This window comes from Micromonospora sp. URMC 106, assembly GCF_051386395.1.
Classification (GTDB): domain Bacteria; phylum Actinomycetota; class Actinomycetes; order Mycobacteriales; family Micromonosporaceae; genus Micromonospora.
Genome location: NZ_JBPQTP010000153.1, coordinates 1 through 12,770, shown reverse-complemented (window position 1 = coordinate 12,770; position 12,770 = coordinate 1). Strand labels below are relative to the sequence as shown.

Sequence of the window (12,770 nt, the reverse complement as noted above, 5' to 3'; positions counted from 1 at the left end):
TCACACCGCATGCTCGCCGACACCCGACCCGGCCGACTGCTCGCCTTCACCAACCCCGACGCCGGCCACCACGACGGCCCCGACTGGGACGACGACGAGCACGAGGTGCACCGCTGGTGCCGGCTGCTGCGGTGGTACGGGATGGCGGCTGATCCGGCCGACCTGCGGCTGCGCCGGCCGCCGGCGGGGGACACCCCGACCGGGGTCACCCTGCTGCACCCCGGCACCAAGATCATGGCCAAGCGCTGGCCGGCGGAGCGCTTCGCCGCGCTCGCCCGGGAGCTGACCCGCCGGGGGCACCGGGTGGTGCTGACCGGCAGCGCCGACGAGCGGGCGCTCGCCGAGCGGGTCGCGTACGCCGCCGGGCTGCCCGGCACGGCGGTGCTCGCCGGCCGGACGGGCCTGGCCGGGCTGGCGGCCCTGGTCGCGTACGCCCGGCTGGTGGTCTGCGGGGACACCGGCGTGGCGCACCTGGCCACCGGCTACGGCACCGCCTCTGTGGTGCTTTTCGGCCCGGTCTCCCCGGCACTGTGGGGGCCGCCACCGGACTGGCCCCGGCACCGGGTGTTGTGGGCCGGCGCACGGGATTGGCCGAGGTGGGACGGGGTAGGAAGCCATCCGACGTTGGCGGCCATCGGAGTCGACCAGGTGGTGGCCGCCGTGGACGAGGCGGAACAGGCGGTGCGGGTGTCCGGTGCGGTTGCGGCGTAGTGATCCGGGCAGGCCGGGGTACGGGCGTCGCCGGCGCGGCAAGGGCTGGCTCTTCCTCGACCCCTCCGGCGAGCCGGTCCGCGACGCGGGCGAGCTGGGCCGGCTGCGCGAGCTGGTGATCCCGCCCGCCTGGCGGGACGTGTGGATCTGTCCCTACCCGAACGGGCACATCCAGGCCACCGGCGTGGACGCGGCGGGACGCAAGCAGTACCTCTACCACCCCGTCTGGCGGCAGAAGCGCGACGAGGCGAAGTTCGACCACGTGCTGGAGGTGGCCCGCCGGCTGCCGGTGCTGCGCGAACGGGTGGCGCGGGACCTCTCCGGCCGGGGGCTGAACCGGGACCGGGTGCTGGCCACGGTGACCCGGCTGCTCGACATGGGCATGTTCCGGGTCGGCAGCGACCAGTACGCGGTCGGCGACGACGCGACGTTCGGGGTGTCGACCCTGCGCCCCGAGCACGCCCGGTCCCGGGGCGGCTGTGTGGTGTTCGAGTTTCCCGCCAAGGGCGGCATCGAGCAGGTGCGCCGGATCGAGGACCCGGAGCTGTGCCGGGTGTTGACGAACCTGCGCCGCCGGCGACGCGCGGCCGACCGGCTGTTCGGCTACTGGGATGGCCGCGACTGGCGCGACGTGCGCAGCGACGAGGTCAACGACTACCTGCGCGACGCCAGCGGCGGGGAGATGACCGCGAAGGACTTCCGAACCTGGCACGCCACCGTGCTGGCCGCCTCCGAGCTGGCGACGGCCGGGTCGCAGCGCTCGGCGACCGCCCGGAAGAGGGCGGCCGCGGCGGTGATGCGGGACGTCGCCGAACTGCTCGGCAACACCCCGACGGTGGCACGCACGTCCTACGTCGACCCGCGCGTGGTCGACCTCTACCACGACGGCGTGGTGGCCCCGGTCGACGGGCGGACCGCTCGCGAGAAGGTCGAGCGGATCGTGCTGGAACTGCTGGAAGACGCCTGACCGGCCCCGCCCTCGGTCCTGGGGGGAGAGTGGCGGGGCCGGGGTCCAGGACGCCGTCGGGGTGGTCACCGGGCGGCCGCCCGCCGCCTCGGTGGGCGGCGGGCGCCTCGCCACGGCCCCCGTTGACGCCCGATCCCGCTGTCGCCGTCGGCTCGGAGGGGATCGGCCGCTTCGGGTGTCAGTCTGCCCCGACCCGGTTGACCGTGGACGCCGTCGAGTTGACTTTCCGTGCCAGCTCCGCCTGACCGGCGCGCCATGCCTGCGGGGTCGTGCCGTGCACGGACCGGAACACCCGGCTGAAGTGTGCCTTGTCGGGGAATCCCCAGCGCGCCGCGATCGCCTGGATCGGGTGGTGGCGCAGGCCCGGGTCGGCCAGGTCGTGCCGGCACCGCGCCAGCCGCAGGTCGCGGATGTACGACGCGACCGTCGACTCCTCGGCCTGGAAGAGTCGGTGCAGGCTGCGCAGCGAGATGTGGTGCGCGTCCGCCACCATCTGGGGGCTGAGCGTCGCGTCCCCGAGGTGCCGCTGGATGTAGCCCTGGACCTGGGTCACCAGCGCGCGCCGGCGCACCTCGGTGGGCACGGCGTCCTCCGCCACCAGGTGCCGGCCGAGCATGGTGGACGCCAGGTCCAGCGCGACGGTGCCGAGCCGGGCGGCGTCGGCGGCATGATACTGCTCGGGGTGGTTGGCGACCTGGACGAGGAAGTGCGCCAGCAGGGCGCCGATCCCCTCGGTGCCCGACATCCGGCCGCCGAGCAGGGGCGCCAGGCGGTCCGGCGGCAGCGGCAGCGCGCCGTGCGGGATGATCGCCACCACGGACCGGGCCGGCTCCCGGCCGTCATCGTCGCCGAGGTGCCGGACCCCGTGCGGGCGGGAGCCGTCGTAGAAGGTGAACTCGCCGGGCCCCAACAGGCTGCTCTGGCCGGCCTGGTTGGCCACGCCGTCGCCGTTGACGGTCAGCGCCAGCGTGTAGATCTCCGGATCCGACTGCCGCACCAGCTTCGGCGTCCGCACGCCGTCCAGCGACGGGTACCGGTAGTTGACCACCTGGATCGGGCCGAGCTCGATGATCTCGGCCCGCGCGGCGAAGTCGTGCGCGTGCTCCGTCCGGATCCGCAGCGGCGACGCCGTGCGGGCCACCACGTCCAGCCACATGTCGAAGCGATCGGCCGCCGCGACCTGTTCGGTGTCGATGGTCGTCCGCCGCAGCATTCCCGCCCCCGTCCGTCGCTCCCGTCCGGTGGACATTGTCCACCGTGGTCGGTCACCGGCCCGGTGGCGATCGGGACGGTGTCCGCGAGTCCCGGTACGCCTGCGGGCCGACCCCCGGGTCGGCCATGCCGACCCCGGCCACCATCGGCCCACCGCCGCCAGGCCGCGCCCACCCGCCGGACACGCGAGGGCGGCACCGGACGACGCCGGTGCCGTCCTCGTCGCGTCAGTCGTTGAGCACCTGGGCGAGCCGGTCGCGGAAGCGCCGCTCCGAGTCGCTGACCACGTCCCCGCCGAGGCCGAGGATGCCGCCGCTGGAGGCCGCGCCCACCACCTGCTCGGCGATCTCCACCAGCCAGTGCTTGTACGCGCCGGCCTCGCCCTCGTCCACCCTGGCGGCCAGCAGCGCCGCCGCCTGCTTGGCGCGGCCCAGCACGTCCTCCAGGTAGGCCCGCGGGTCGGACGGCTCGATGACCGGCAGTTCCTCGCCGGCCTCGGGGTCGCCCACCCGCGAGACGATCTCCCCGGCCACGGCGGCGACCAGCGGGCTGGCCGACTCCCGGCCGGCGGCGATGGTCTCCAGCCCGGCCGCGTTCTCCGCCATGGTGCGCCGGGTGCCGTCGGACTCGGCGGCGCTCGCCGCGGTCAGCACCGACTGCGGCAGGCCCGCCAGCAGCCCCCACTCCTCGTCGGAGAAACCGAATCCGGTGTACGCCGGCTGCTCGATCACGGCAACGCCCCTTCCGCACTGAATCGCTCGTCGTCCACGGCCCCGCCAGCGGAGCCCGGCTCAGGCTAGTCGAGGGTCAGCAGGCCCTGTTCGGACACCACGCTGACGGACAGCGTCTTGTACCCCACCTCGTCGAACAGAACCGTCATCCGGTCCTCCTCGTAGCTCAGCACGAGGCCGGCACCCCACTCCGGGTGCCGGACCTGGCTGTGCACCGGGAAGGGCCCGACGGCGCCGTCGTCGGGGGTGCTGGTGCCGGCGTGGCAGTTGTCGCAGTGCCCGCAGACCTGGGTCATCTGCTCGCCGAAGTAGGCCAGCAGCGTCTGCCCCCGGCAGGCGGTGGTCTCGGCGAAGGCCCGCATCATGTCGGTACGCGACCGGGTCACGCTCTGTTGCCGCTCCGCCTCGGCCAGGGCCGCCGCGGCGGCGTCCACCGGCGTGGGGGAGTAGCGCGGCGCCCCAATGCGCTGCTTCGCCCGGGGCTCGGCCGCGCCGACCTGCTCCAGCAGGGCGAGGTACTGGCCGAGCTTGCGCGGGCCGAGGCCGGTGACCTCCCGCAGCTCCTTCTTGGTGCGCGCCTTCTTGCGCAGCAGCGCGGACAGGTCGCGCAGCTCCGTCGCGTCCGGCAGGCCGCCGCTGAAGAAGCGTTGCAGCCCGACGTCCTCGGCCTGCCAGAGCAGCAGCACCCGGGCCGGCGCGCCGTCCCGGCCGGCCCGCCCGATCTCCTGGAAGTAGCTGTCCGGCGAGTCGGGCAGCGCCATGTGGACCACCCAGGCGATGTTCGGCTTGTCGATGCCCATCCCGAACGCCGACGTGGCGACCATGATCGGCACCTGGTCGGCGAGGAACGCCTCGTGCAGTTCGGCGCGGGCCCCGGCCGCCATGCCGCCGTGGTAGTGCTGCGCCGGGAACCCGGCGTCGGTGAGCCGGGCCGCCAGCTCCTCGGCGGAGCGCCGGGTGGGCACGTAGATGATGCCGGGCCGCGTGTCGTCGCGCAGCAGGGCGATCAGCCGCCGCCACCGGTAGTCCTCGGTCGGGCAGTGGGCGACCTCGAGGAACAGGTTCGGCCGGTCCAGCCCGGAGACCACCACCTCGGGCTCGCTCAGCCGGAGCCGCGCGATGATGTCGTCGCGTACGGGCGGGGAGGCCGTGGCCGTGAGCGCCACCACCGGCGGCCGGCCGATGCCGTCGATGAGGTGGCCGAGCGCCAGGTAGTCCGGGCGGAAGTCGTGCCCCCACGCCGAGATGCAGTGCGCCTCGTCGATCGCCACCAGCGCCGGCTTGAGCGACTTCACCTCCGCCATCCGGTCGGGGTTGGCGAGCTGCTCCGGCGTGATGAAGAGGAACTCCGCCCGTCCGTCGCGGATCTCGGCGATCGCCTCCGCCTGCTGGGCGGGCGACTCGTCCGAACTGATCCGCACCGCGCGCAGCTCGGGCCGCTGCCGCTCGTTGAGGGCCGCGATCTGGTCCTGCTGGAGGGCGAGCAGCGGAGAGATCACCACGGTCGGGCCGGGGATCAGGCTGGCCGGGATCTGGTAGATCGCCGACTTGCCGGCGCCGGTGGGCAGCACCACCAGGGCGTCGCGGCGCTTCATCACCGCCCGCATGGCGGCCAGTTGGTGCGGTCGCAGCGCGGTCCAGCCGAAGAGGCTCTTCGCCGCGCGGCGCAGCGTCGTCGAATGCGTGGACGGTTTCATCGAGGGCCGGAGGTACCCGCCGTGATCAGCGGCGAAACCGCTCCCAAGGTGGCCTGGGCGACGCCGCTCGCGCGCCCGGGGGCCGGCCCGGCCGCCGGCCCGCCCGGCGACGGGGCGGCAGGGGCGGGCGACGCACCGGGGCCCCGGCCGGGCGGGTGCGGGTTCCGCCGGGCCGGGGCCGGCGCCGTCGGCGGTGCCCCATCGGGGCGGGCCGGTGCGCCGTCAACGCAGGCGGGGCAGCACCTCGCGCTGGTAGAGGTCGAGCAGGCCCTGCCAGTTCGGGCCGGTGTTGGCGACGTAGACCTCGTCGAAGCCCGCCTTGGCGTACTCCTCGATCTTGGCCAGGTGCGCGTCGGCGTCCCGCCCGCAGACGAACGCGTCCTTCATCATCTCCGGCCGGACCAGCTCCGCGGCCTGCTCGAAGTGCCGCGGCGAGGGCAGCACCTGGGACAGCTCGCCCGGCACCCCGGCGTTCGGCCAGCGCTCGTACGCGATGCGCATCCCCTCCTCCTCGGTCTGCGCGTACGCCGCCTTGAAGCCGGCCTGGCACGGCTTGTCGCCGCCGCCGCCCTCGCGGAACCGGCGCACCAGCTCCGCGTCGGGGGACGTGTTGACGAAGCCGTCGCCGATCCGCGCCGCCAGGTCGACGGCCTTCGGGCCGAAGCCCGAGACGTAGATCGGCGGGGGAGCGTCCGGCAGCGTGTAGATCCGGGCGTGCTCGACGGTGTAGTGCTTGCCGTGGTGGTTGACGAAGCCGCCCCGCCACAGCTCGCGGATCACCTCGACGGCCTCCTCCAGCATCTCCAGCCGGACGTCGGTCTGCGGCCAGGCGTCGCCGAGGATGTGCTCGTTGAGCGCCTCGCCGCTGCCCACCCCGAGCACGAACCGACCGGAGTGCATGACCGCGCTGGTGGCCGCCGCCTGGGCCACGACCGCCGGGTGGACGCGCACGGTCGGGCAGGTGACGGCGGTGGTGACCGGGAGCCGGCAGACCTGGCTGAGCGCGCCGATCACCGACCAGACGAAGGGGCTCTGCCCCTGCGCGTCGGTCCACGGGTGGTAGTGGTCGGAGATCCAGAGCGCCTCGAAGCCGGCCCGCTCGGCGCCGCGCGCCTGCTCCAGCAGCTCGGCGGGCGTGTACTCCTCGGTGGACAGGAAGTAGCCGATCCTCATCGTTCCCCCTCGCGGTGTCGTACCGGGTCCAACGAGGCAGGCGGTACCCCGGTGGCCGCCGTCGGAACCGGTCGGTCCGCGCGGGCGCGGGTCAACGCCGGAACATGGCGCGGATCGCGGCGAGCAGCAGCAGGCCGCCGACCACCAGGCCGAGCAGGCGCACGCCGGGGACGTCGGCCGGGCTCGTCGCGTCGGCGAGCAGCAGGGAATCCATCCCCGAACTGTCCCCAGTCCCGCCCGCGACGGCAACTGTAAGGTTTATTGACTATTTCTTCGCGCGATGTGACCATGGCAGCACCGCCCGCCGGTGGCGGGCCCGCCGGGCGCGGAGAAGACGGGGGTACGACGACCGCATGAGCCAGCGAACCATCAGCCACCACGCGGGCGGGCCGGCGTGAGCGGGCGCGACGACCGACCCCTGGGACCCGGCGGGGTGGCACCCCGCGGCGTGGCCGACGACCGCCGGCCGGTCGCCGCCGAGCGGGCGGCGGTGCCGGCGTGAGCGCCGGGAGCCTCGCGGCCCTGGCCGCCGCCGTCCTGCAACCCGGGTTCGTCGGCACCACCCCGCCGCCCTGGATCTGCCGCTGGCTGGGCGAGGGGCTCGGCTCGGTGGTGCTCTTCGCCCGCAACGTGGTCGACCCGGAGCAGGTGGCCGCGCTGACCGCCACCCTGCGCGCCGAGCGTCCCGACGTCGTCGTCGCCATCGACGAGGAGGCCGGCGACGTGACCCGGATCGAGTCCGCCCGGGGCAGCTCCCGGCCGGGCAACTTCGCCCTCGGCGCGGTGGACGACCCGGCGCTCACCGAGCGGGTCGCCGAGGACCTGGGCGCCGACCTCGCCGAACTCGGGATCACCCTGAACTACGCGCCGGACGCCGACGTCAACTCCAACCCGGCCAACCCGGTGATCGGCGTCCGCTCCTTCGGCGCCGAGCCGGCGCTGGTCGCCCGGCACACCGCCGCCTGGGTGCGGGGCCTGCAGGCCGGCGGGGTCGCCGCCTGCGCCAAGCACTTCCCCGGACACGGCGACACCCGCGTCGACTCGCACCACGACCTGCCCCGGATCACGGCCGACCGGGCCCGCCTCGACGCCGTCGAGCTGGCCCCGTTCCGGGCCGCCGTGGCCGCCGGGGTGCAGGCGGTGATGACCGGCCACCTGCTGGTGCCGGCGCTGGACCCGGAGCTGCCGGCCACCCTCAGCGCCCGGATCCTGGGCGGGCTGCTCCGCGACGAGCTGGGCTTCTCCGGCGTCGTGGTCACCGACGCCGTGGAGATGCGGGCGGTCGCCGGCCGGTACGGCTTCGCCGGCGCGGCGGTGCGCGCCCTCGCGGCCGGCGCCGACGCGATCTGCGTCGGCGGGGAGCGGGCCGACGAGGAGTCGGCGCGGCTGCTGCGCGACGCCGTCGTGGCCGCCGTCGTCGCCGGTGACCTGCCCGAGGAACGCCTCGCCGAGGCGGCGAAGCGGGTCGGTCAGCTCGCCGCCTGGACGGTGGGCGCCCGCGCCGACCGCCGGCCCCGGCCCCGCCCCGGCCCGGGCGGCTCCGCCGTCGGGCTGGCGGCTGCCCGCCGGGCGCTGCGGGTCACCACCGCGCCCGCCGGCGTCGGCGCGCTGCCGCTGACCGGCCCCGCGCACGTCGTCGAGTTCGAGCCGCCGCGCAACATCGCGATCGGGCCGGAGACCCCGTGGGGCCTGGCCGCCCCGCTGGCCGACCTGCTCCCCGGCACCACCACCGCCCGCTACGCCGAGGCCGACGTGCCCGCCGACCCCACCGTCGGGGCGGCCGGCCGGTGCGTGGTGCTCGTGGTGCGCGACCTGCACCGGCACGGGTGGATGCGGGCGGCGGTGGGCCGCGCGCTGGCCGCCCGCCCGGACGCGGTCGTGGTCGAGCTGGGCGTGCCCGAGGCGGTCACCGGGGCGGTCCACGTCGCCACCCACGGCGCCACCCGCTCCGCCGCCCGCGCCGCCGCGGAGCTGCTGACCGGCCGCTGACCGGCCCGCCGGGTCGTCCCCGCTACGCCCCGGGGACGACCAGGTCGGCGTACTCGGGGTGCCGGTCGATGAAGGCGGCCATGAACGGGCAGCGCGGCACCACCTTCGTGCCGCGCTCCCTCAGCTCGTCGAGGGTGCCCCGGATCAGCGCCGCGCCGACGCCCATGTTCTGGAACCTCGGGTCCACCTCGGTGTGGGTGAAGACCAGCACCTCGTCGCGCGGCAGGTACGCGGTGAACCCGGCCAGCGCGTCGTCGACCAGGATCTCGAACCGGTGCTTGGCGGGATCGTCCTCGACCAGGGTGCTCACCCGGTCATTCTGCCCCCGTCGGCGGCGAGCCGGTCCAGTTCCGCGAGCAACCGGTCCACCTCCTCGGCGGTGTTGTAGTGGTAGATGCTGGCGCGCACCGCGCCGCCGCTGTCCCGCAGCCCCATCGCCTGGAAGTACTCGTAGGCGTGGTAGTCGCCCGCGGAGAGGCAGAGCCCGGCCGCGCCCAGCTCCTCCTGGGTCCGCTGCGGGGAGAGCCCGGCCAGCCGGAACGACACGGTCGGGCAGCGCCGGGCGGGGGAGCCGAGGACCCGGACGGCGGGCAGCGCCGCGAGCCCGGCGAGCAGCCGGTCCAGCAGCGCCTCCTCGTACGCCTGCGCGGCCGCGAGCCCGGCGCGCAGCCGCTCGCGGCGGCTGCCGGTGGCGGACGGGTCCAGCCCGGCCAGGTGGTCCACCGCGGCGGCGACCCCCGCCAGCAGGGGGAAGCTCGGCGTGCCGTACTCGAAGCGGTCCGGGACCGCGTCGGAGGAGGGCAGCAGCTTCGCCGGGCGCAGCCGCTCCCACGTCGCCGGCGCGGCCACCATCGCGGCCAGGTGCGGCCCCGACCACTTGTAGGCGCTGGTGACCAGGAAGTCCGCGCCCAGCGCGGCCAGGTCGGTGGGGCCGTGCGGGACCGAGTGCACCCCGTCGACACAGACCAGCGCGCCGGCGGCGTGCGCGGTCTTGGCGATCGCCGCCACGTCGGGGACCGTGCCGATCGCGTTGCTGCCGGCGGTCACCGCGACCAGCCGGGTCCGCTCGCCGAGAAGGTCCGCGTACCGGTCGACCGGCAGTTCCCCGGTGTCCCGGTCGAACTCGGCCCAGCGCACCGTCGCGCCGGCCGCCTCGGCGGCCTGCACCCACGGGCGGACGTTCGCGTCGTGGTCGAGCCGGGAGAGCACCACCTCGTCGCCGGGGCGCCAGCCCGCGCCGAGGGTGCGGGCCAGCGAGTAGGTCAGCGCCGTCGCGCTCGGACCCAGCACCACCCCGTCGGGTTGCGCGCCGAGCAGGTCGGCCACCGCCGCGCGGGCTGCGGCCACCATCTCCAGGGACCGTCGGCCGGGCGCGAACGCGGCGCTGCGGTTGCCCACCGCCGCGCGCATCGCGTCGGCGACCGCGTCGATCACGGGCGCGGCGGTCTGGGTGCCCCCGGCCCCGTCGAGGTGGACGAAGCCCTCGGCCAGGGCGGGGTAGGCGGCCCGGGTGCGGGCGATGTCGAACGGCATGCCGGGGACCCTAGCCCCGCCGGCTGCCACCGGCCCGCCGTCCCCCGGGCGGTGGGGTTCCCGGACTGCGGCGGGCCGGGCCGGCCCCCGGCGCCGACCGCCCGGCCGATGATCATTCGCTGCCGGTGTCGCGGGCGTCTCGTACCCTTGGCGGCGTGACGAACCGACGCGTTGACTCCCCGCTGATCCCCACCCGCCGGGCCGCCGGCCTGCTGGCCGGCCTGGCGCTCGGCGTCGCCCTGCTGGCCGGCTGCAGCTCCGAGGGCGCCAGCACCGACTGCGGCCTGGACGCCTGCACGGTCACGTTCGACCGGGGCGTCGACGCCCGCGCCACCATCCTCGGCGTGGAGGCCAAGCTGGTCGGCGCGCAGGGCGACCAGGTGACCGTCGAGGTCGCCGGCGAGCAGGTGTCGCTGACCACCGGCCAGCAGGCCACCGAGGTCGGCGGCTTCGCGGTGACCCTGGACAGCGTCACCGACCAGGAGGTCAAGATCCGGGTGTCGAGGAACCCCGGCAACTGACCCGCCCCGGGCGGCGGTGGCCGACGTTTGGGGATCTCCGCATTCGGAGATTGTGGCGCCATGTCACTCACCCGGAACGCCGAAGCCACCGCCTCCCGCACGGCGAACAGCAGGTGGCTGGAAATCCTGGCCCGAGTCGGTTTCATCGGCTACGGCATCGTGCACCTCCTGTTCGCCTGGCTGGCGTTGCAGATCGCGTTCGGGAAGCCCGCCGACGACGGGGACCAGTCCGGCGCGCTGCGCACCATCGCCGCCCAGCCGCTGGGCAAGTTCCTCGTCGTCACGATCGCGGTCGGCCTGCTCGCCATGGCGATCTGGCAGGCGTTGGAGGCGGCCGTCGGGCACCGCGCCGAGCGCGGCAAGGAACGGGTCTGGGAGCGGCTGGCCTCGCTCGGCCGGACCCTCGTCTACCTCTACTTCTCCTGGACGGCCTTCAAGGTCTTCAGGGACGCCGCCGCCAACAGCGCCGACCAGCAGGAGGCGCTGACCGGCAAGGCCATGGAGTCCTCCGGCGGCCGCTGGCTCGTCGGCCTGGCCGGGCTGGTCCTCGCCGTGATCGGCGTCGGCCTGGTGATCTACGGGCTGGTCAAGCGCTTCGAGAAGCACCTCAAGAGCGGCGAGATGGGCCCGGAGACCCGGCGGCTCGCCCGCCGGCTCGGCATCGCCGGCTACGTCGCCAAGGGCGTCGCGTACGGCATCGCCGGCCTGCTGATCATCGTGGCCGCCCTGAGCTACGACCCGGAGAAGGCCCGGGGCCTGGACTCCGCGCTGCGCACGCTGCGCGACCAGTCGTACGGCCAGCTGCTGCTGACGCTCGTGGCGCTCGGCATCGGCGCCTTCGGTCTCTTCTGCTTCTTCCAGTCCCGGTACCGGAAGGTCTGAGCCTGGTCGATTCCGGCGGGACCGGGCATCATTGGGCCTTTGTGCCCGAAGCGCCACCGCCCGGTCCGAAGGAGGAGAGAGTCTGTGCAGAGCTACCTCGGAACGATCGTCGCCGCGCTCGCCGCGGCGGCGATCGCTCTGTTCGTGGTCGAGATCGCGCACCGGGTGGTCCGGCGGCTCGGCCGGCGCTCGCTGCTGCTGACCGAGCTCACGGAGCACGCGCACCGGTCGATCCAGGTCGCCGCCACCGTCCTCGCCGTGCAGTTCGCCGTCCGGCTCAGCACCGGCTACGCGGTCGGCGAGCAGTGGCGGCGGGTGCTGCTGCACGCGCTGGTGCTCGGCGTGATCGCCAGCGTCGCCTGGCTGGTCGCCTCGCTGCTCGTGGTGGCGGAGGACACGGCGCTGGCCCGCTTCCGGGTGGACGTGCCGGACAACCGGCACGCGCGGCGGGTGCGGACCCAGGTGGTGATGCTGCGCCGGTTGACGATCGCGGTGATCGTCGTGCTGGCGGTCGGCGTGATGCTGATGACCTTCCCGGCCGTACGCGGCATCGGCGCCGGCGTGCTGACCAGTGCCGGTGTCGTCGGTGTGGTCGCCGCGCTCGCCGCGCAGAGCCTGCTGGGCAACGTCTTCGCCGGCCTGCAGCTCGCCTTCAGCGACGCGGTGCGCCTCGACGACGTGGTGGTGGTCGAGGGGGAGTGGGGCCGGATCGAGGAGCTGACCCTCAGCTACGTCGTGGTGCAGATCTGGGACGACCGGCGGTTGATCCTGCCCACCTCGTACTTCACCAGCAAGCCGTTCCAGAACTGGACCCGGACCGAGGCGGCCGTGCTGGGCACCGCCGAGTTCGACGTCGACTGGGCGATCCCGGTGCAGGCCATGCGGGAGGAGCTGCGTCGCCTGGTGGAGAGCAGCGAGCTGTGGGACGGCCGGGTCTGCGTGCTCCAGGTGACCGACGCGACCGGCGGCATGATCAAGGTGCGCGCGCTGGTCAGCGCGGCCGACGCCGGCAGTCTGTGGGACCTGCGCTGCCTGGTCCGCGAGCACCTGGTCGCCTGGATCCGCGACCACCGGCCCACCGCCATGCCCCGGATGCGCACCGAGATCGGCGACGCGGAGAGCAACCTGCCCTGGCAGTGGGTGCGGCCCCGGCGGCCGGTGCGCCGCCTCGCCGACGGCGAGGTGCCCGACGACGCCCGGGTCTTCGGCGGCAGCGACGACGGCGACGCCCGCAGCGAGGCGTTCGTCGGCCCCGACGAGCCCGCCGAGGCCCGCCGCTGACCCACCGCTGCGCGCGCCACCGGAGCCTCCGCCGAGGCGCGCCGCTGACCCACCCCCGCGCGTCCCACCGGAG

Annotated in this window: 13 protein-coding genes; 6 read left to right on the top strand and 7 right to left on the bottom strand. The window is 75.0% G+C overall.

Translation table 11 applies throughout. The features are described from left to right. Positions 1-711 (top strand): glycosyltransferase family 9 protein (locus ACSNOB_RS29650; protein ID WP_436690480.1); only part of this gene is annotated, 711 nt, incomplete at its 5' end. Further along, entirely contained in the window at positions 695-1,678 is a 984-nt protein-coding gene (locus ACSNOB_RS29645; protein WP_436690478.1) for a DNA topoisomerase IB, read from the top strand. The genes ACSNOB_RS29650 and ACSNOB_RS29645, both read left to right, overlap by 17 nt. A gap of 178 nt (positions 1,679-1,856) precedes the next feature. On the opposite strand, the gene ACSNOB_RS29640 is transcribed toward ACSNOB_RS29645, so the two are convergent. From ACSNOB_RS29640 to ACSNOB_RS29620, 5 genes are all read right to left on the bottom strand, one after another. Beyond that, the gene (locus tag ACSNOB_RS29640) at positions 1,857-2,927 is read right to left on the bottom strand and encodes a helix-turn-helix domain-containing protein (RefSeq protein ID WP_436690476.1); all 1,071 of its coding nucleotides are present in this window, start codon (positions 2,925-2,927) and stop codon (positions 1,857-1,859) included. A 190-nt stretch (positions 2,928-3,117) separates the two neighbouring features. Next, positions 3,118-3,621, bottom strand: coding sequence for a hypothetical protein (locus tag ACSNOB_RS29635; RefSeq protein WP_436690474.1), 504 nt, complete (start codon positions 3,619-3,621; stop codon positions 3,118-3,120). A 65-nt stretch (positions 3,622-3,686) separates the two neighbouring features. Continuing rightward, positions 3,687-5,318, bottom strand: coding sequence for a RecQ family ATP-dependent DNA helicase (locus ACSNOB_RS29630; RefSeq protein WP_436690472.1), 1,632 nt, complete (start codon positions 5,316-5,318; stop codon positions 3,687-3,689). A gap of 222 nt (positions 5,319-5,540) precedes the next feature. Further along, positions 5,541-6,491, bottom strand: coding sequence for a TIGR03557 family F420-dependent LLM class oxidoreductase (locus tag ACSNOB_RS29625; RefSeq protein ID WP_436690470.1), 951 nt, complete (start codon positions 6,489-6,491; stop codon positions 5,541-5,543). Between the two features lie 91 nt (positions 6,492-6,582). Next, on the bottom strand, positions 6,583-6,705 hold the full coding sequence (locus tag ACSNOB_RS29620; RefSeq protein WP_393109663.1) for a hypothetical protein: 123 nt from the start codon (positions 6,703-6,705) through the stop codon (positions 6,583-6,585). Between the two features lie 284 nt (positions 6,706-6,989). Here ACSNOB_RS29620 and ACSNOB_RS29615 point away from each other — a divergent pair, with 284 nt between their 5' ends. Beyond that, positions 6,990-8,480 carry a glycoside hydrolase family 3 protein gene (locus tag ACSNOB_RS29615; RefSeq protein ID WP_436690468.1) on the top strand — a complete coding sequence of 497 codons (1,491 nt, stop codon included), beginning with the start codon at positions 6,990-6,992 and terminating at the stop codon, positions 8,478-8,480. Positions 8,481-8,502: 22 nt separating this feature from the next. Here ACSNOB_RS29615 and ACSNOB_RS29610 read toward each other — a convergent pair whose 3' ends face one another. Together ACSNOB_RS29610 and ACSNOB_RS29605 are read right to left on the bottom strand one after the other, a co-directional pair. Further along, positions 8,503-8,790 (bottom strand): GNAT family N-acetyltransferase, encoded by a 288-nt coding sequence (locus ACSNOB_RS29610; protein WP_393109667.1) that lies wholly within the window; start codon positions 8,788-8,790, stop codon positions 8,503-8,505. After that, positions 8,787-10,013 (bottom strand): cysteine desulfurase-like protein, encoded by a 1,227-nt coding sequence (locus ACSNOB_RS29605; protein WP_436690465.1) that lies wholly within the window; start codon positions 10,011-10,013, stop codon positions 8,787-8,789. The genes ACSNOB_RS29610 and ACSNOB_RS29605 overlap by 4 nt, the downstream gene beginning before the upstream one ends. Positions 10,014-10,168: 155 nt before the next feature. Here ACSNOB_RS29605 and ACSNOB_RS29600 point away from each other — a divergent pair, with 155 nt between their 5' ends. The 3 genes from ACSNOB_RS29600 to ACSNOB_RS29590 all read left to right on the top strand — a co-directional run bounded on the left by ACSNOB_RS29600 (position 10,169) and on the right by ACSNOB_RS29590 (position 12,697). Continuing rightward, positions 10,169-10,534: a hypothetical protein gene (locus ACSNOB_RS29600; RefSeq protein ID WP_393109671.1), complete on the top strand. Its 366-nt coding sequence runs from the start codon at positions 10,169-10,171 to the stop codon at positions 10,532-10,534. A 60-nt stretch (positions 10,535-10,594) separates the two neighbouring features. Continuing rightward, positions 10,595-11,416, top strand: coding sequence for a DUF1206 domain-containing protein (locus ACSNOB_RS29595; protein ID WP_436690463.1), 822 nt, complete (start codon positions 10,595-10,597; stop codon positions 11,414-11,416). An 84-nt stretch (positions 11,417-11,500) separates the two neighbouring features. Then, positions 11,501-12,697 (top strand): mechanosensitive ion channel family protein, encoded by a 1,197-nt coding sequence (locus ACSNOB_RS29590; protein ID WP_436690461.1) that lies wholly within the window; start codon positions 11,501-11,503, stop codon positions 12,695-12,697. Positions 12,698-12,770 lie beyond the last annotated feature (73 nt).